The sequence below is a fragment of the Chloroflexota bacterium genome (genome assembly GCA_013152435.1).
Classification (GTDB): domain Bacteria; phylum Chloroflexota; class Anaerolineae; order DUEN01; family DUEN01; genus DUEN01.
Window position 1 is genome coordinate 1 of record JAADGJ010000081.1, and the last position, 18,263, is coordinate 18,263.

Genomic DNA, 18,263 nt, shown 5'->3' on the forward strand with positions numbered 1-18,263 from the left:
GCCCCTGCCTGTCGCTTTTTCCTTCCACGGGCGGCCGCACCTGAAAGGGGAGGTGCGGGGCCACGTTTCCGTATCGCTTAACTTGATGCCAATAGGGCGGCCCGGTGGGCCGCCCCTACAGAACCCCGCTATTTCATAAGAGCGTGTCTGGAAATTTACCGGTAAGATGTCTGAGGGACCTCCTCAGTTACTAGCTCCACGGGGGAGGTGTGGAGGGGAGATCCCCTCCACGGAAACCCCACTTTTCCGGCCTGCACCTGCCTTTCTCGGCCCTTCCCGAAGGACCCGGGTCGAGGCCGGATAGCTCGAAGACGGAAGAAGGGCTTTTCCGGAGGAGCGGAGCCCCTCCGGGGCCTCCCCAGAGCAGGGATAACGGCATTTCCCAGGCACTCTCTAACGCATGACATATGCTCGTCTTATGATTTACTTATACACGATCACGAAAATAAATAAGGGAGGAACAGACGAGCGAAGCGTGGACAGGATCGCATTGGGCTGAGGTGAGAGAAGGAGGTGATGGACATGACCAACATCATGAGGTGGGATCCGTATCGGGACCTGATGACCATGCGAGAGGCGATGGACCGCCTGTTTGAGGAGGCGTTCGTGCCCGTGCGCGGCAGCCTGTTCGACTGGCCGATGTGGCCCACCCAAGCAGGTCTCTGGCGATGGGGCGACAACCTGCCGGTGGACATGTACGAGACCGATGATGCCATCGTCGTGAAGGCAGCGTTGCCCGGTGTCCACGAGGACGACATCGACATCGAGGAGCGCGATGGCATCCTGACCATCCGGGCCGAGAGCAAGGCCGAGGATGAGCGCCACGAGTTCGGCTGGCACATCCGGGAGCGGCGCTACGGCCTGTGGCAGCGCAGCGTGCGCCTGCCGACCGAGGTCAAGGCGGACAAGGCCAAGGCCGAGCTGAGCGATGGGATCCTGACGATCACGCTCCCGAAGGCCCGCACGGGCAAGCGGCTGGTGAACAAGATCAAAGTCAGCCGCATCCTGCCGAAGATCAAGCTCCCCAAGATCGGCAAGCGGGAGCGCGAGATCAAGGTGCACGAGCGATAACCGGATCGATCGGGGCCGGGTCATTCGGCCCCGATCGGTGAACCACGATAAGGAGGCGACCCATGGATAACACCTTCCCTGCCGACGTCCTGTCGTTACGTGACGCCATCAACGAGCTATTGGAGCAGAGCTTCATCGATCCTCGCCTGCAGGAGCGACGCCGTGAGCGCACCATGCAGATCCCCATCGACGCGTGGGTAACGGATGACGCGCTGGTCATCAAGGCCAACCTGCCCGGAGCGGAGCCGGATCAGGTGGAGATCACCCTGGAGGGGGACACCCTGACCATCACGGCGGAGGTACCGAAGCCGGATCCGCCCGGCCGGGTGGTGGCGCTGGAGCGCCCTCACGGCAAGATGACCCGCACGCTGACGCTGAACATCCCCGTCCAGGCGGATAAAATCGATGCCGTCTTCCGGAACGGTGTGCTCACGCTGACGTTGCCCAAGGCGGAGCAGCTGAAGCGACGTACCATCCAGGTGCGCACGGCGTGATGTCCTGAGACCCATTCGGAGGGAAGAAAAAGCCCTCGTCCCGACCATGGCACGAGGGCTTTTCGTTTTCCCGATCCGTCCGCCGCCTATCGGGCCACCCGTATCGCGGGCACCCCATCATAGTAAGGGTCATCGGGAGAAATGGGCAGCACAACCCGCTCGCCCGTCGTCGCCGACTTATAGATGGCCGTCAGCACCTCATGGGTATGGCGAATGGCCTCAACGGAGACGGGCGGGCGACGTCCCTCCCGCACACAGGCCACGAAGTCGGCGATCTGCGCCTCGTGCCCCTCCCGCCTGGCCTCCAGATCCAGTTTCCCCAGCGCCTCCCGGATCGCGGACTCCTGCGCGGGATCCGCCGACTCGAGCGTCCAGGGCAGGCCGAAGGGATCGTAGGGACGCTGATGGGAGGTGGCCGTGCAGCGCTCGAAGATGAATCGGCATTGGCTCATATTGCGATGGTTACAGGAGGTGACGTGGATCGCTCCCAGCGCCCCGCTGGTGAAGCGAAGGGTGACGCTGGCCGTATCCTCCACCTCGATATCGTGCCCCAAGGTGGCTACCTCCGCGGCCAAACGATCCACCTGCCCTGCCAGCGCCAGCAGGGCGTCGATGCTGTGGATGGCCAGCGTGGTCAACGCGCCGCCCAGCTCCGTCGCCCACTTCCCACGCCACGGGACGGCATAATACGCATCATCCCGATGCCATAGCACGGCGACATCCGCCGAGATCAACGCCCCCGTCAGCCCATCCTCCATCAAGATGCGAAGCCCATGGAACATGCGGCCATAGCGGTACTGGAACACGCAATTCAGGGGTCCTCCATGGGCGGCCTCCAGCTCGGCCAGGCGATCCAGTTCCCGCAGAGAGCCGACCAGCGGCTTCTCACACAGGACCGCCTTACCCGCCCGAAGCGCATCGGCGCTGATGGAGAAATGGGTGAAGGAGGGGGTGCAAATGCTGACGATGCGAACGTCCTCACGAGCCAGGAGCTCGTGATAGTCAGAATAGGGCTCCGCCCCCAGGTCCGAGGCGAACTGCTGGACCCGCTCCTGATCCACGTCGCACACGGCGACCACGCGCACGCCCTGGTCCGCCAGCTGCATGTACGCTCGCGCATGCGCGTGTGCGATTCCCCCCGTGCCGATGATTCCTACGCCGATCATACCTCACTCCTTTGCCCGTAGAGATGTAGACCAGCGCCATTATCGGAGGGAGGGACGAGCATGTCAAGCCCCACGAGCAGCCCATAACAAAAAAGGCCGACGCGCCCTCGCGCCGGCCCTTCCAATCGGAGCACACCCTATGGGATCAGCACTCACTAAACCCGCAAGACAGACACCGCTTGCACCCTTCCTCGTACACAAAGGTGGCCTGCCCACACTCCGGGCACAGGTCCCCACCCACCGGCTGGTTCAGGGGCAGGGAGAGCTGCGCGACGTCTACCTTGGCGGGCTCCCGATGCGGGGCCTCGTCCAGGTGCTCAGCCAGGATCTGCGCGATGGCGTCGGGCAGCGACCGCACCTGATTGGGGCCGAAGCCCAACGGCCGCCCGCCGCCGATCCCCGCGAGCTGCTCCACCACCTCCTCCAGGCGCTCACGCGGGGAGAGGGACGAGGGCAGGCGCAGGATCAGGGAGATCAGACGGCCCAGCGCCTCGGACACGGCGGCCACGTCCGATCCCGCCTTGCCGACGTTCAGGAACACCTCAAAGGGCTGCCCGCCGCCATTGTCGTTCACGGTGACGTAGGCGGTGCCCAGAGGGGTCACCCGCCGATACGTGCTGCCGTGTAACACCCGGGGCCGGGGCTTCTTCTGATAATAGCCATCCGAAGAGGGCTTGCCGGTCATCTCAGGGGCCTGGGCGAGCGCCGCCTTCGCCTTCCGCTCATCCTCCACGGCCCCCTTCCCGGTGTTCTTGGTGCCCGCATGCAGCACCTGCACCCCCTTGCAGCCATCGCGGAACACCGTGATCCCCAAGCAACCCTCCCGATAGGCCAGCAGGTAGGCCTCCGCCACGTCCTCCACGGTGGCACTGTTGGGAAGATTGATGGTCTTGCTCACCGCGTTGTCCGTGTGGGCCTGGAACGCGGCCTGCATGCGCACATGCCACTCCGGAGCGATCTCATGGGCGGTGACGAACACCCGCTTGAGATCCTCAGGAATGCCCTCAACGTCATGCAGGGTGCCGGTCTCCGCCACCTTCCGCATCAGCTCCTCAGAGTAGAAGCCGCTCTCGCGTGCGATCTGCTCGAACACGGGATTGATGAAAGTGAGGTGGCGGTCCCCCACGATGTGTGAGAAAGCCAAAGCGAAGATCGGCTCGATCCCGGAGGACGCGCCGGCGATGATGCTGATCGTACCCGTGGGGGCAATGGTGGTCACCGTGGCGTTGCGCAGCGGCCGATCGTCCGCGTAGATCGACTGCGACCAGTTGGGGAAGGGGCCGCGCTCCTCCGCCAATCGCGCCGACTCATCATGCCCCACCTCGTTGATGAACCCCATCACCTGGTGGGCCAGCTCCAGCGCCTCCTCGCTATCATAGGGGATGCCCAGCGAGAAGAGCACATCCGCCCACCCCATGACGCCCAGGCCGATCCGCCGGTTGCCCCTGACCGCCTCGGCGACCTCGGGCAGCGGATAGGGGTTCACCTCGATCACATCGTCCAGGAAGCGCACGGAGAGCCGCACGGCCTGCTCCAGGCCGTCCCAGTCGATGCCGGGATGGCGCTTGGGGCGATGACCGTTGTGGTGGGACTCGGCCGCCTCCCCGCGCCTGACAAACCGAAGCAGGTTGATCGAGCCCAGATTGCACGCCTCGTTGGGCAGCAGGGGCTGCTCCCCGCACGGGTTGGTGGCCTCGATCTCTCCCAACGCGGGCGTGGGGTTCGCCGGGGAGGCGTTCACGCGATCGATGAAGATCATGCCGGGGTCCCCGGTGCGCCAGGCGGCCTCCACGATCTTCTGGAAGACGTCCCGGGCGCGCTTGCGGCCGATCACCTCGCCGCCCTGATAGGAACCGCCCTCCTGGTTCGGCCACCCCGGCTGCGCCAAAAGCTCGTACTCCGTATCCTCCATGACGGCGCACATGAAGGCATCCGTAGCCGCCACCGAGATATTGAAGTTGGTGATGCTGCCGTCCAGCTTACAGGTGATGAACTCCTCGATATCCGGATGATCCACCCGCAGGATCCCCATATTGGCCCCCCGGCGGGTGCCCCCCTGCTTCACGGCCTCCGTGGCGGCATTGAACGCCCGCAGGAAGCTGACGGGGCCGCTGGCCTTGCCCCCCGACGAGCGGACCAGGCTGCCAGCGGGGCGCAGTCGGCTGAAGGCGAAGCCTGTGCCGCCGCCGGATTGATGGATCAACGCGGCGTTCTTGATGGCATCGAAGATCTCCACCATCGAATCGCCGACGGGGAGCACGTAGCAGGCCGAATATTGCAGGTTATTCCCCTTGCCCGCGTTCATCAGCGTGGGGGAATTGGGCATGAACTTCCGTTCCACCATGAGCCCATAGAATCGCTCCGCCCACATGCGCACGGTGGCCTCGTCCGCCCCATGGTTGGCCTCCCCCTGCGCGATGGCCACAGCCACGCGCCAGCACATGTCCTCGGGCGCCTCGATGACCTCGCCGGCTTCGTTCCGAAGCAGATAGCGTTCCCGCAAGACGCGCAACGCCGCTTCACTCCACTGACCTTCCATGGCCGGACGCTCTGCAAATTCGTGGGCTATATGGATGTGATCGGCAATGCTCATTGCAGCTTCTCCTCCCGAGAAGATGGCCCTCGACCTGTTGCGATGCCGAGGGACCACTTCGGATACGTCTCGTCTCTTGGAGTGATGGAGATCCGGGCCCGTGGGCGCGCTCCGCCACGTCCCGATCTCATGTGATCTTGCAGCCTGTCGCCCGGAGGCGAAAGCCCCACCCGATGTGGCCCGGCGCCATGCGCTCACTGCGTCCGGGGGTTGAGCACACGGCTGCGCCGAACCTGGTCTTTAAACCGACTTCAGGAAAGTTGATCTCGGCCGTCCTGATGACCCAACGGACTTCCAACGCTCACTACGTGGGCATCCCACGATGGATGTGGGTGTGGACGATCCCCGTCGGGATGACGGGGTCTGGGGAGCCCGCAGACGTCACCCCTCCAACAGGCGATCGATCTCCGCTCGAAGGGCATGCAGATCGGGCAGATCCAGATAAACGGAGGCGAAACGGATGTAGGCCACAGGGTCGAGCAGCTTCAGCCCCTCCAGGATCTTCTCGCCCACCACCTGGCTGGGGATCTCAGCACGCCCCAGGCTGAGCACATACTCCTCCACCTGATCGACGAGCCCCTCGATGTCGGCCATGGCGACCGGTCGCTTGGTACAGGCGATGCGAATCCCATTGAGCACCTTCTGGCGATCCCACGACTCCCGCCGCCCATCTCGCTTCACGATGCTCAGCGTCGGCGCAAGATGCTCATACGTGGTGAACCGCTGGCCGCACTGCTGGCACTCACGCCGCCGACGGATGCTATCGCCCGTAGCGCGAGTATCTATGACCCGTGTTTCAGTCCCGCTGCAGTGTGGACATCGCATGTGACGTCCTCAGGCTAGAAAGAAATCCCTACGTGGCCGATCGATACATGCTGGCTGGACCATGGCTTCCAGCAATCTGGTGAAAAGAAAAGAATATATGCCGGAATTCCTGCATATAGTACCCCATCAGGAGAGGGGTACGAGATGTAGGGTCATCAGCAGGACCAGTATATCACATGTTCTGAGCACAACGGCCGCCAGAACGCGTTCACGCTCGAATTTTAAGATTTACCGTCGGGCTGGAGATATGGTTTTTCTCGCCCCGGAGACCCACCGATCGGTGAGCCTCCGGGGGTGATCTCACTGGCTGCGAGCTCGGCGTAGGAAGGCAGGCACGTCCAGATCGTCCCGATCAAACGTGCGGACCGGGAAGTCGATCGTCTTGCCGTCACCGCGACGGGGTTGGCGTTGCTCGGCGATGGCTTCGAAGCCGGTGGCGATTACGGTGATGCGGATCTCGTCCTGCATATCGGGATCGACGACGGCGCCGAAGATGATGTTGGCCTCGGGGTCGGCGGTGGCGCGAATGATCTCGGCCGCCTCGTTCACCTCGAACAGGCTCAGGTCGTTGCCGCCGGTGACGTTGAACAGGATGCCGCGAGCGCCGTCGATGGTCACGTCCAGCAGCGCGCTGCTGATGGCCTGCTGGGCGGCCTCCTGAGCCCGCCCCTCGCCCTGAGCCCGACCAATCGCCATCAAAGCGGCCCCGCCCTCATTCATGATCGCACGCACGTCGGCGAAGTCCAGGTTGATGAGGCCGGGCACCGTGATCAGCTCGGAGATCCCCTGGATACCTTGGCGTAGCACATCGTCCGCTACCCGGAAAGCGGTCTGGATGGACGCCTTCTTGTCTACGATCTGCAGGAGCCGGTCATTGGGGATGGCGATAAGGGTGTCCACCGCCTGCTGCAGCATCTCCAATCCCATCTCGGCGACCTGACGCCGGCGGCTGCCCTCAAAGGTGAAGGGCCGGGTGACGACCCCGATGGTCAAGGCTCCCAGGTCCTTGGATATCTGCGCGATCACCGGGGCGGCTCCGGTGCCGGTGCCCCCGCCCAGGCCGCAGGTCACAAAGACCATGTCGGCCCCCTTGAGCAGGGCCTTGATCTCCTCGGCGGATTCCTCGGCGGCCCGCTGGCCGATCTCGGGATCTCCACCGGCGCCCAGCCCCTTGGTGAGCTTATCCCCGATGCGCATCCGTTGGGGCGCGTTGGACAACATCAACGCTTGGGCATCCGTGTTCACGGCGATGAATTCCACGCCCTGGATCCCCTCTTCAATCATGCGATTCACGGCATTGGAACCACCGCCACCTACTCCGATGACTTTGATCTGAGCCGGGTTTTCCACGTGGGTTGTGTCCGCTCTCCGAGCCATCTCCTCGCTCCTTTCCATGGGCATCGCGCAGGATTATCCCTGTCTCTTCCCTTGCTTCATAGTCGTTGAGATCGGCTCATCCGTGAAATGTGTGGCGGTGGGAGCACAAAGCGCCGTGCCCCACGAACCGCTTGCCCTTGGAAGATGAGCCCCAAATCACCTCGCGAAGCCGATGATATCAGCTCCAGGTACAACGACGGATCGTCCGTCCGGATCACCCGGGCAGCAACGTGCGCAACCAGGTGATGATGCGATCCAACAGCGGCGATGTGGCGGTCCGGCGGAACGGGCGGGTCCGCCGCTGCCTCAGCCCCCAGATGATCAGGCCCACGGCCGTGGCGTAGGCCGGGTTGGCCAGCTGCGCCCCGCCGAACCCGTTCGGAACACCGATGCGCACGGGCAGTTGCAGCACGTCCCGGCTGAGGTCGCGCAGGCCCATCGTCTGCGCGGCCCCCCCCGTCAGCACCACGCCGGCGGGGAGGAGGCCATCGTACCCCGACCGCTTCACCTCCCGCAGGATCAGCTCCAGGATCTCCTCCGCCCGAGCTTGCAGGATCTGCGCCAGAAAGCGCCGGGATACCGACTGAGCGCCGTTGTCGCCGAACAGCGCCGCCGTAAGCTCCTCATCGGCGGCGACCCGATCCGGCAGCACGTTCCCGTAACGGACCTTCAGCTCCTCGGCGGTCTCAAACGGGGTCCGCAACCCGACGGCCACATCCTGAGTCATGTGGTTGCCCCCCACATCCAGCACCACGGTGTGCCAGAGGGCCCCCTCCAGGAAGATGGCGATATCCGTGGTCCCGCCGCCGATATCGGCCAGGGCGACCCCCATCTCCTGCTCGGCGTTGGTCAACACCGCCTGCCCGGAGGCCAGCGGCTGCAGCACCAGGTCATCGATCTCCACGCCGTGCGCCTGTACACAGCGAATCAGGTTCTGAACGGACGAGGAGGCGCCGGTGATGACCTGAGCGTCCACCTCCAGCCGATAGGCGATCATGCCGATCGGATCGTGCACCCCCTCCTGGTCGTCCACCGTGAAGGAGCGGGCGATCGTATGGATGATCTCCCGATTGTGCGGGATCGCGATGGAACGGGCAGCCTCCAGCGCCCGCTCCACATCGTCGACGGTGATCCCACGCCCGCGTCCCACGGCGACCACGCCGCGGCTGGGTGTGGCAGCGATATGCGCCCCCGAGATGCCCACGTAGGCACTCTGCATGGGCATCTGGGCCGCTCGCTCGGCCTCCTCGATCGCCTCACCGATGGCTGCCGTAGCCTCGGCGATGTTCACCACAACGCCCCGGCGCATCCCCCGCGATCGCACCTCGCCTACGCCGAGGATATGCACCCGATCCTCGTCGTCGACCTCGCCGATCACGGCGCAGATCTTGGTTGTACCGACATCCAAGCCAGCGATCAGTTCCGTCATCGCACGAATGGGTTGTTCGGATAACGGATATCGATTACGCGCACCATGCGGCCTTCTTTTTCGACCTGCTGCTTGATGGCCTCGAATACCCGGACCTTATACGCCATATCCTGCCCATCGCCCAGGTAGACCTGAACCCCATTGGGGGTGACGAATTGCAAGCCATGGGTGCGATTGTAATAGAACAGGTCCACTTCGGGCAAAAGCTGGTGGATGCGTTGTATCCCCAAGACGATGTCCGGGTTCATCCCACCCTCAGGCCCCGCAGCATCCCCCTGTTCGTCCTCCACCTGGATCAGGCCGGGGAGATCGATGGTCGGCTGCATGGTCCCCCCATCCTCCCCCACCCAGAGGACCTCTCCCCGAGCACGCCACAAGAGGATGGGCTCCCGCTCCGTGACGTAGATCTCCACCCGGTTGGGCAGCCAACAACGCACCCTGGCGTCTTCCACATAGGGCAAAGCCTCAAGCGACGCCTCCACGGCCTCCGGCTCGATCCAAAAGATGCTGTACCCATCAATCCCGCTGGCCTCATACAGCACAGCATCCGATAGAAGCCGATTCCCGTACACCTCCGCGCCGTATACGAAGAACGAATAGTTCGAAAAACACCCGACCAGGGCCGCGACCAGGCCGACGAACAGGAGCAGGCTCACCACCCGCCCGGCACGCCGACTCTCCACGATCAGGCGCCGAATTCCCAACCGCCGCGCCAGCGTGCTGGTCAGCCGGCCCCGAGGTCTACCCCCAATGGGACGGATAAGCACCATCGAAGATCGGCGGCGACGTCGTCTTTTGCTCATATATCTTCACGAGGGCCCATACCCCTCCCCAAAGCCACTCAAACCACGGCCGCCACGCTCTCACACCGCGAGCGATCCGCATGCCGCTCCAACGCCAGATCGATGAGCCGATCGATCAGCTTAGGATAGGCCAGGCCGCTGGCCTCCCACAGCTTGGGATACATGCTGATGCTCGTGAACCCGGGGATCGTGTTCACCTCATTCACGTAGATGCGGCCGTCCTCCCGAGAGAGCAGGAAGTCCACGCGGGCCATCCCCGCGCCGTCCAGCGCTTGAAAGGCCGCCACGGCCAGCTCCTGGATCAGACGCGTCTGCTCCTTGGAGAGGGGCGCCGGGATCAGCAGCTCGGAGGCGTTGTCCAAATACTTGGCCGCGTAATCATAGAACTCCCGGCTGGGCACCACCTCGCCCGGCAGCGACGCCTCCGGAGCATCGTTGCCCAGCACGCTGCATTCGATCTCCCGGGCGCGATCCACGCCCTCCTCCACGATGAGCTTGCGGTCATACCGGGCGGCCTCCTGCAACCCGGCGGCCAACTCATCTCGATCATGCGCCTTGGTGATCCCAACGCTCGATCCCAGGTTGGCCGGCTTCACGAACATCGGATAGGCCAACGCCGCCTCGAGCTCGTCGACCACCTGCTCTGGCGCCGTCTCCCAACGTCGCCGCAGCACGACGCGATAGCGCACCTGGGGCAGTCCATGCGCGGCGAAAATGGCCTTCATCATCGCCTTATCCATGCCCACCGCCGAGCCCACCACGCTACACCCGACGTAAGGCACATCGATCAGTTCCAGCAACCCCTGTATGGTGCCATCCTCCCCATAGGGGCCGTGCAGCACCGGGAAGATCACATCCAGATCGGCCAACGCGGCGACGTCCGGGAGCGGATTCCCGTACGCCTCCAGCCGGGCCTCCACCTCGGCAGCGCTGATCTCGCTGCCCACCGCCGCCTTGAGCATCTCCAGGGACCACTCCGACGTGATCCAATAACCGGAGCGGGTAATGCCAATGGGCACGATCTCATAGCGATCCGGGTCCATCGCGTTCATCACCGAGCGCGCGGACGCCAGGCTGACCTCATGCTCGCCCGAACGGCCGCCGAAAAGCACACCTACCCGTAGTTTCTTCATCTCTCGTCCGATCCCGATCCGTCGTTATCTTCAACCGTCTCGCCGCCTATCGTCTAGGCGGGAGCCGGCTCCCACTCCCCCACGAACAGGACCTCCGGCTGCAGCTGAATGCCGAACTGTCCTCGTACCACCCGCTGCACCCGTCGGATCAGCCGTAAAACGTCGTCCGCGGTAGCCTCCCCCAGGTTCACGATGAAGTTGGCATGTACCAGGGAGACCTGAGCCTGTCCCTCTCGGGCCCCCTTCAGCCCGGCCGCCTCGATCAGGCGCCCCGCATAATCACCCGGCGGATTGCGAAAGATGCTGCCGATGCTGGCCTCGGTCGGCTGGGTGCGCCGTCGATAGGCCAGATAGGTGTCCGCTCGCGTCCTGAGCGTCTCCGTCGCCTCCGGTTCCAGCTGGAAGGTCGCGCTGAGGACGACGCCGGGCAGATCTCCGGTCTTGAGGCGGCTACTGCGGTAGGTGAGCCCAAGCTCCGAGGAGGGATAGGTGATGCGCTCACCGGATGGGTGGAGGATGTCAGCCGAAAGCAATCGATCCGCGATGCAGCCACCATGAGCGCCAGCGTTCCCAACCACCGCTCCGCCCACCGTCCCGGGCACGCTGACGGCCCACTCCAGGCCCGCCAGCCCCGCCTGCACGGCCTTTCGCGCCAGCCCCGCCAGGAGGACGCCGGACTCGGCCCGGATGCGGTACCCCGCCTGTACCTCGATGCGCTGGCAGCGATTGAGGATGGTAAGCCCCCGCACGCCCGCGTCGCTGACCAGGATATTGCTCCCCCCTCCCAGGATCCACCATGGCACGCCGACCCGCTCGGCCGCGCTCACCGCGTGCGCCAGATCATCGGCCGTGTGGGCCACCACCATGAGGTCGGCAGGCCCGCCAATGCGGAAGGAGGTGTGCAGACGCAGAGGCACATCCCGCTGCGGCTGCAATCCCGCAGACTCCAGAGCCCGCTGCAACGCTGCAAGCTTCGATGCGACCGCCACACTCATGGCCCAACCCCCTGAACGACCTCTTTAGGATGTGGGTACATTGGGAGAGGTTAACCGTTGCAGGGCGGCCAGCACACGCTCGCCCACCTGGTATCCGTCACCCGCCCCTAGCGTCAACAGGACATCACCAGGCCGCAACTCCGCTACCAGGATCGCAACCGCATCGTCCAGCCCACCGACGTAACGGACATCCGGGTGCCTGCGGCCGGCCATCTCCGCCAACTGGGAGGAGTGCACCCCCAGCGTATCTCGCTCACGTGCCGCATAGATGTCCGTTACCAGGACGTGGTCCGCCTCTGCGAAGCAATCCGCGAACGCCTCCAGAAGCGCCCGTGTGCGGCTATACGTATGGGGTTGAAACACGGCCCAGATCGCCCGATCGGGGTATCGTTGTCGGGCGGCAGCGAGAGTGGTTCGCACCTCGCTGGGATGATGGGCGTAATCGTCGATGATTATTATACCATGGGCCATCCCCTTGAACTCGAACCGACGGCGCACTCCTGCAAAATTATTAAGGTTTGAAGCAGCATTTTTTGGATGAATCCCGAAGCGATCGGCCACGGCCAGGGCGGCCAGCGCGTTGAGCACGTTGTGATTCCCGGGGATTCGCAGGCGAAGCTCGGCGACCTCCTCCCCATCACGCCACACCCGGCAGCTCACGCCTCCCCGGTCGTTGACCGCCAAGCCGTCGGCCCGCCAGTGGGCATCCGGGCGGAACCCGTAGGTCGCCACGGGGCGTCCGGCGCGCGCCCGCTCCGCCGCCAGCTCCCGCGCCGTCGGGTCCTCCGCACACGCCACCAGCAGCCCATCCTCCGGCAGCCGCTCCACGAACGCCCGAAAGGCCTGCACGAGGTCCTGAGGTGAGGGATAGCAATCCACGTGATCCCATTCCACGTTCGTGATGACGATGACCTGCGGGCTCAGCCCCAGGAACATCCGGTCGTATTCGTCCGCCTCGATGACGAAGATGCCCCCACTGCCGGCCCGGGCGCTGCGCTCCAGCCCGGGGATCGTCCCCCCGATGATGAAATCCGGATCCAGCCCCGCGGCCCACAGCGTGATCGCGGTCATGGCGGTGGTGGTCGTTTTGCCGTGCGTGCCAGCGATGGCGACGCCGACGCGACCGTGCATGAGGGCGGGCAGGAACTGCGCCCGCTTCACCACCGGGATGCCCGCCTTCAGGGCGGACTGCAGCTCCGGGTTCTCCGGCGGCACGGCGGAGGAGATCAAAACCAGATCAGCCCCTCGCTCCTGTCCGGCCCTATGCCCAATGCGAACGGCCGCTCCCGCGGCCGCCAGTCCTGCTGTGATCGACGTCTTGTGTAGATCGCTGCCGGAGACGCGATAGCCCCGCTCCAGCAGCACCGTCGCGATGGCCGACAAACCGGCCCCGCCGATGCCGATGAGGTGGATATGCGCACCCCAGCGGGCGAGAACCTGTCGGGCCACATCGGCGGAAGCCAACGGAATCGCCATTCTGTCCTTCATCTTCGAATCCTCAAAAACATCAAGATCCCGATCAGGCCGATAAGCGTGGTGGAGTCCAACACACGCTGGGGGAGATATTTCACCATCTCTTGCGCCAACGGCGTCAACGGTGGCTGGAACAGGTTCCACCGCTGAAGCGGATAATCATAGCGGTCCAGGAAATACCACAACGTCCCATTGATCAGATAGCCGTTGACCAGCCCATTGGCGATGCTGATGAGCACGCCGATGCGCCCCTTGGTCGGCTTCCCCTTGAACGTCAACGTCTCCCCCGCATAGGATGCGAAGACGACGAACAGGAAGAGCCCCGTGTAGATGAAGAACTGAGCGAGATCGCCCTCCGGCTGCTGCAGGATGCGAATCCCCAGGACCGGCCCCACCTGCTCGTCCAGGATCTTGATGAGGGGGGTCCCGAACTCCTGCAGGATCAGGATGGCGACCAGCATCACCGTGGTCACGCCCAGCTCCCGTGGATATCCCCGGGCCGCCCCGATGAAGCCGAAGACGATGGTCAAGGTGATCCACAAAACTTCGATCGGGCTCATACGTGTGTCCTTATCACGACCCACCCCCCTTCTCGGGTCGGATGGAGTTCACCACCAGGAATAGGATCCCACCGATCACAGCCAGAGCGAGATAGCTGCCGTACTCGCCCACGAGCCCCCGTATCGGGGCCGTGGCGGCCCGGATCTGGTCGCCCCCGGTGACGGAGGAACGCCCGGCCACCAGGGCGAGCGGCTCCGGCAGCTCCCGGGGCAACAGGCGCAGGAAGAACTGAACCACGACATATCCGTTGATCATCCCCACCAGCGCCCCCAGAAGGGACGATCCCGTCCGGAACAACGGCAGGCGGCTGATCGCATAAGCCAGGATGATGGCGAGCACGGAGAGGCCCACAAGATAGGTCGGCTTGAAATCCGCCGAGATCAAAGGAGGCGCCTGGCGGATCGCGACGAAAACCTGTCCCGGATCCTGGGCGCTCAGCCCCCCCTTCAGGACGAACAAGGCCCCCCGGTACAAGTTGTTGGTCCACCACACGATCTGATCGCCCCACCGGCTGATCAGCACGCGAGAGCTGATGATCAGCATCAACGTGCTGATCTCAGCCCGAAGGCCGCGCTTGAAGCCGATCCAGCCGAAGACCAGCAGGATCGCTCCCAGGGCGATGGTGGCTCCCGTGTTGCTCACGATCCGTCCCTCGACATGTCCGCCATCAGGCGGACGATCCGCTGCGCCGCATTCGGGCACGCCAACGCCCGGGCGGCCTCTGCCATGCGCCCCCGTGTAACCTCATCTTCCAGCAGGGATAACACCGTCGGCACCAACTGGTGCGGGAGCGCCTCGTCCTCCACCAACCGGGCCGCTCCATGCCGAACCAGGAACTCGGCATTGGCATGCTGATGACGTCCGGCATGGGGATACGGCACCAGCACCGCGGGCAATCCCATCACCGGCAATTCGCCCAGGTTCGACGCGCCGGCCCGGTTCACCAACAGGTCCGCGGCCGCCAGAGCGTCGGCCAGCTCCTCATGGAGATAGGGAAAGGGATGATACCTGCGACGCAGCTCAGGAGGCAGGGCCTCCCCCTCACGCTCCACCCAGGGCCAGTCCAAACGGCCGGCGACATGGATCACCTGCGCCCGCTCCAAAAGCGCCATCAGCCCCGCACATACCGCCCGATTGATGCTGCGGGCCCCGTGGCTCCCCCCCATCACCAACAGGACGGGCATATCCTCCCTCAGGCCGAGCCGCCGTCTGGCGCCAGCCCGGTCGGCGGCGGCCGCCACCAGCTCCGCCCGTACGGGATATCCCGTCACCACCGCCTTGTCGGGGAAGTACCCCGCGGTGGGCTCGAAAGTGACGGCAACGTGCTGCGCCAGGCGGCTGAGCCAGCGCACGGCCAGCCCCGGCACCAGGTCCGGTAAATAGATCAACAAGGGAACCCCCGCCTGGCGCGCGGCGATGGCAACGGGCACGGCCACATAGGCGCCGGTGATGAACACCACGTCCGGGCGAAACTCGCGCATCAAACGCGCCGCCTGGCGCACCCCTCGCTGGATGCGCCAGACGCTGGCAGCCATGGCCCAGGGCGCCCGCCCGCGCAGCTGGCCGCTCTCCACCGCGGCAAAGGGCAGGCCCGCCCGCTGCACCAGCCCCTTCTCCACACCATTGGGGCTGCCCACATACAGGACGCTATGGCGTCCGGACGCGGGGCTTGCGGGGTTGACTCCCCTGCCTCCTTCGGCTTCCACCAGTGCGCGAGCGACGGCCAGACCTGGATACACGTGGCCGCCAGTCCCCCCGCCCGAAAGCAACACGCGCAAGATCCTCTTCCCTCCGATGCGTGCCACGGGACACGCTCAATAGCAATCCGATCCCCGTCATCGCCGCGACCATCGAAGAGCCGCCGTAGCTGATGAACGGCAACGGCATGCCGGTGAACGGGATCACCGCCGTCACCACGCCGATGTTGATGATCGCCTGGAACACCAGCCAGAAGGTGACCCCGGAAGCCAACAACGTGCCGAAGTTATCGTCCGCATGCAGCGCGATGCGAAACCCCCGATACATCAGCCCGGCGAACAGCCCCACGACCAACAACGTGCCGATCAACCCCGCATCGCGCCCCACCACGGCCAGGATCGCATCGCTCCACCCGAGGGGGAGATACACGCTCGGATCCAGCTGAGTGGCCCCCGGCCCATCCCCCACGATCCCCCCCTGTGCCAGCAGCAGGACGGCCAGGCGGACATGGTCGCTGCCGCCTTTCGTGGGATCCCGCAAGAACTCGATGTGCTGCTGCACACGGGCGAGCGCGTGCTCGGACTGACTGATCAGCAAGGCAAAGGTCAATCCCAACACGACCACCGCGATCCCCACCTGCTTCAAATCGGCGCCGGCGATGAAGAACATGGTCATGGCCGTGGCAACCACCAAAATCGAGGTGCTGAAATCCGGCTCCGACACGATCAACATCGTGATGATCCCCAACAACACGGAGAAGGGGATCAAACCCAGACGGATATCCCGCAACGTCTTCTCCCGACTGGCCAGCCAGGCGGCGATGTAGATCACTACGGCGAGCTTGGCCAGCTCGCTCGGCTGGACGCTGCCGTTGAAGAGGGCCCGACGGGCGCCGAAGCGCTCGGTGGGCATGATCAAGACCAGCACCAACAGGATGAGCGCCACGATCATAATCGGGATCGCGAACTGGCGCCACACGGTGTAGTCGATGGCCGCGACGACCCCCATGGCCATGACCCCCAATAACGCCCACCGGATCTGCCGGATGAGGAGACGCGTCGGTTCTCCCCACCTCTCCTGCGACGCCGCGTAGCTGGCGCTATACACGGAGATCACTCCGAACGCCAACAGGCTGACGATGATCGCCAGGAGGAAGAGGTCAACCCGATGCAGGGTGTCGCTTTCTCCACGCATAGAGCACCCTCACAGCGCCCGAACGAGATGACGAAAGTGCTCACCCCGCTCGGCGAAATCTCGATAGGCGTCGAAGCTGGTCCCGCCCGGCGCGAGCAGGACCACCTCACCCGGCCGCGCCGTGCGGGCCGCCGCACGCACCGCCGAAGCCAGATCCTCGCAGATGGAGACCCCCTCCAGCCGACCGTTCGCCATCCCCTCCGCCTCACGCCGGACCACGTCCGCGATCATGGGACCGGCCTCGCCGAAGCAGATGAGATGACGCACGCGTCGCCGCACCTCCCGAGCGAACACATCCCAGGGCAGTTTCTTATCCCGTCCTCCAGCCAGAAGCACCAAAGGCTGCTCGAACGAACGCAACGCCGCGATGGCGCGCTCCGGCGCCGTCGCAATGGAATCGTTGACCCAGAGCACGCCGTTCCACTCCCGCACCACCTCCAGGCGGTGCTCGACCCCTCGAAAGGCCCGCACCGCCTCCGCCATGGCCGCCACAGGCACCCCAACGGCCCCGGCGATGGCGCACGCGGCCAACACGTTCCACACATTGTGTTCGCCGCGCAGCCGGATATCCGCTAGCGGCAACACCGGCTCCTCATTCCCCTCCCGCCGCAGGATCACCCGGCCATCGCGCACGAAAGCCCCCTCGGGCACCTCCCGACGGGCGCTGAACCCCACGCGGCGCGCGGCCAGCGGGAACTCGACGGCCGGCTGGCCGCGGCCGGCCGGGATCTCCACCCGCCCGGTCCGCCACCAGGGGCCGGTCACGGCGTCGTCCGCGGCGAGAACGGCCACATCCCCCGATCCCTGCCATCGCAAGATATGGGCCTTGGCGGCCGTGTAGTGGCTCATGGACGGATGGCGATCCAGATGATTCGGCGTGACGTTTAACACGGCCGCGATGTGGGGGCTGCGCGTGCACAACTCCAGCTGGAAACTGGACAGCTCCAACACCAGCCAATCCGTGGCGGCGACATCCTCCAGCCGGTCGATCAGCGGCAGGCCGATGTTGCCCCCCACGTGGGCGGTGATCCCCGCGGCCCTCAGGATCTCCCCCACCAGCGCGGTGGTGGTCGTCTTCCCCGCCGATCCGGTGATCCCGATCACCGGGGCCGGCGATCGCTCCAGGGTGAGCTGGGTATCGTTGCTCAGCGGGATGCCGCGCGCCCGGGCGGCCCGGACGATGGGCAGATCGGTGGGGACCCCGCCGCTCAGGCAGAGCAGATCGCAGTCATCCAGCAGTTGCTCCGGATGCCCGCCCAACGCATACCGGACCGGCAAACCCTCCAGGGCCGCCATCGCCTCTCGCAGTTCGGAGACGGGCAGCCTGTCGCTGACGGTCACCCGGGCGCCCTGCGCGACGAAAAAGCGAGCCAGCGCCATACCCTGGCGGGCCAACCCCAGGATGACCACCGATTTCCCTGCCCAGGTCGTCACGGCCTTCCCCATATGCA

Annotated in this window: 16 protein-coding genes; 2 read left to right on the forward strand and 14 right to left on the reverse strand. The window is 65.0% G+C overall.

Features of this window, described 5'->3' with window-relative positions; translation table 11 throughout:
* The first annotated feature begins 522 nt into the window (after positions 1-522).
* Together GXP39_11990 and GXP39_11995 are read left to right on the forward strand one after the other, a co-directional pair.
* Positions 523-1,071 (forward strand): Hsp20/alpha crystallin family protein, encoded by a 549-nt coding sequence (locus GXP39_11990; protein NOZ28756.1) that lies wholly within the window; start codon positions 523-525, stop codon positions 1,069-1,071.
* A 62-nt stretch (positions 1,072-1,133) separates the two neighbouring features.
* Entirely contained in the window at positions 1,134-1,565 is a 432-nt protein-coding gene (locus tag GXP39_11995) for an Hsp20/alpha crystallin family protein (protein ID NOZ28757.1), read from the forward strand.
* Between the two features lie 86 nt (positions 1,566-1,651).
* Here the strand turns inward: GXP39_11995 and GXP39_12000 are convergent, their stop codons facing one another.
* From GXP39_12000 to murD, 14 genes are all read right to left on the reverse strand, one after another.
* Complete coding sequence (locus GXP39_12000) at positions 1,652-2,731, reverse strand: Gfo/Idh/MocA family oxidoreductase (GenBank protein NOZ28758.1); 1,080 nt, start codon at positions 2,729-2,731, stop codon at positions 1,652-1,654.
* A gap of 145 nt (positions 2,732-2,876) precedes the next feature.
* Positions 2,877-5,270, reverse strand: coding sequence for a vitamin B12-dependent ribonucleotide reductase (locus GXP39_12005; GenBank protein NOZ28759.1), 2,394 nt, complete (start codon positions 5,268-5,270; stop codon positions 2,877-2,879).
* A 435-nt stretch (positions 5,271-5,705) separates the two neighbouring features.
* Positions 5,706-6,149 (reverse strand): transcriptional repressor NrdR, encoded by a 444-nt coding sequence (gene nrdR / locus GXP39_12010; GenBank protein ID NOZ28760.1) that lies wholly within the window; start codon positions 6,147-6,149, stop codon positions 5,706-5,708.
* A gap of 300 nt (positions 6,150-6,449) precedes the next feature.
* Positions 6,450-7,526: a cell division protein FtsZ gene (gene ftsZ / locus GXP39_12015; protein NOZ28761.1), complete on the reverse strand. Its 1,077-nt coding sequence runs from the start codon at positions 7,524-7,526 to the stop codon at positions 6,450-6,452.
* A 214-nt stretch (positions 7,527-7,740) separates the two neighbouring features.
* Positions 7,741-8,955, reverse strand: a complete 1,215-nt coding sequence (gene ftsA, locus GXP39_12020; protein NOZ28762.1) for a cell division protein FtsA — start codon at positions 8,953-8,955, stop codon at positions 7,741-7,743.
* Positions 8,952-9,758 carry an FtsQ-type POTRA domain-containing protein gene (locus GXP39_12025; protein ID NOZ28763.1) on the reverse strand — a complete coding sequence of 269 codons (807 nt, stop codon included), beginning with the start codon at positions 9,756-9,758 and terminating at the stop codon, positions 8,952-8,954. The genes ftsA and GXP39_12025 overlap by 4 nt, the downstream gene beginning before the upstream one ends.
* Positions 9,759-9,796: 38 nt before the next feature.
* Positions 9,797-10,891, reverse strand: a complete 1,095-nt coding sequence (locus GXP39_12030) for a D-alanine--D-alanine ligase (protein ID NOZ28764.1) — start codon at positions 10,889-10,891, stop codon at positions 9,797-9,799.
* A gap of 53 nt (positions 10,892-10,944) precedes the next feature.
* Positions 10,945-11,886 carry a UDP-N-acetylmuramate dehydrogenase gene (gene murB, locus GXP39_12035; protein ID NOZ28765.1) on the reverse strand — a complete coding sequence of 314 codons (942 nt, stop codon included), beginning with the start codon at positions 11,884-11,886 and terminating at the stop codon, positions 10,945-10,947.
* Positions 11,887-11,910: 24 nt separating this feature from the next.
* Positions 11,911-13,374 (reverse strand): UDP-N-acetylmuramate--L-alanine ligase, encoded by a 1,464-nt coding sequence (locus GXP39_12040; GenBank protein NOZ28766.1) that lies wholly within the window; start codon positions 13,372-13,374, stop codon positions 11,911-11,913.
* On the reverse strand, positions 13,371-13,919 hold the full coding sequence (locus GXP39_12045; protein NOZ28767.1) for a hypothetical protein: 549 nt from the start codon (positions 13,917-13,919) through the stop codon (positions 13,371-13,373). Before GXP39_12045 ends, GXP39_12040 begins: the two co-directional genes overlap by 4 nt.
* Before the next feature lie 13 nt (positions 13,920-13,932).
* Entirely contained in the window at positions 13,933-14,562 is a 630-nt protein-coding gene (locus GXP39_12050; GenBank protein ID NOZ28768.1) for a hypothetical protein, read from the reverse strand.
* Entirely contained in the window at positions 14,559-15,701 is a 1,143-nt protein-coding gene (gene murG, locus GXP39_12055) for an undecaprenyldiphospho-muramoylpentapeptide beta-N-acetylglucosaminyltransferase (GenBank protein ID NOZ28769.1), read from the reverse strand. Before murG ends, GXP39_12050 begins: the two co-directional genes overlap by 4 nt.
* Positions 15,568-16,812 carry a cell division protein FtsW gene (locus GXP39_12060; protein NOZ28770.1) on the reverse strand — a complete coding sequence of 415 codons (1,245 nt, stop codon included), beginning with the start codon at positions 16,810-16,812 and terminating at the stop codon, positions 15,568-15,570. Before GXP39_12060 ends, murG begins: the two co-directional genes overlap by 134 nt.
* 9 nt (positions 16,813-16,821) lie before the next feature.
* Entirely contained in the window at positions 16,822-18,258 is a 1,437-nt protein-coding gene (murD, locus tag GXP39_12065) for a UDP-N-acetylmuramoyl-L-alanine--D-glutamate ligase (GenBank protein NOZ28771.1), read from the reverse strand.
* Positions 18,259-18,263 lie beyond the last annotated feature (5 nt).

What these genes read in the sequence shown, in the direction of transcription:
- GXP39_12000 (NOZ28758.1), bottom strand. Translation starts at nt 2,731, where the DNA reads ATGATCGGCGTAGGAATCATCGGCACGGGGGGAATCGCACACGCGCAT.
- GXP39_12030 (NOZ28764.1), bottom strand. Translation starts at nt 10,891, where the DNA reads ATGAAGAAACTACGGGTAGGTGTGCTTTTCGGCGGCCGTTCGGGCGAG.
- GXP39_12025 (NOZ28763.1), bottom strand. Translation starts at nt 9,758, where the DNA reads ATGAGCAAAAGACGACGTCGCCGCCGATCTTCGATGGTGCTTATCCGT.
- GXP39_12060 (NOZ28770.1), bottom strand. Translation starts at nt 16,812, where the DNA reads ATGCGTGGAGAAAGCGACACCCTGCATCGGGTTGACCTCTTCCTCCTG.
- GXP39_12005 (NOZ28759.1), bottom strand. Translation starts at nt 5,270, where the DNA reads ATGGAAGGTCAGTGGAGTGAAGCGGCGTTGCGCGTCTTGCGGGAACGC.
- GXP39_12040 (NOZ28766.1), bottom strand. Translation starts at nt 13,374, where the DNA reads ATGAAGGACAGAATGGCGATTCCGTTGGCTTCCGCCGATGTGGCCCGA.
- GXP39_12045 (NOZ28767.1), bottom strand. Translation starts at nt 13,919, where the DNA reads ATGAGCCCGATCGAAGTTTTGTGGATCACCTTGACCATCGTCTTCGGC.
- nrdR (NOZ28760.1), bottom strand. Translation starts at nt 6,149, where the DNA reads ATGCGATGTCCACACTGCAGCGGGACTGAAACACGGGTCATAGATACT.
- ftsZ (NOZ28761.1), bottom strand. Translation starts at nt 7,526, where the DNA reads ATGGCTCGGAGAGCGGACACAACCCACGTGGAAAACCCGGCTCAGATC.
- GXP39_11995 (NOZ28757.1), top strand. Translation starts at nt 1,134, where the DNA reads ATGGATAACACCTTCCCTGCCGACGTCCTGTCGTTACGTGACGCCATC.
- murB (NOZ28765.1), bottom strand. Translation starts at nt 11,886, where the DNA reads ATGAGTGTGGCGGTCGCATCGAAGCTTGCAGCGTTGCAGCGGGCTCTG.
- ftsA (NOZ28762.1), bottom strand. Translation starts at nt 8,955, where the DNA reads ATGACGGAACTGATCGCTGGCTTGGATGTCGGTACAACCAAGATCTGC.
- murD (NOZ28771.1), bottom strand. Translation starts at nt 18,258, where the DNA reads ATGGGGAAGGCCGTGACGACCTGGGCAGGGAAATCGGTGGTCATCCTG.
- GXP39_11990 (NOZ28756.1), top strand. Translation starts at nt 523, where the DNA reads ATGACCAACATCATGAGGTGGGATCCGTATCGGGACCTGATGACCATG.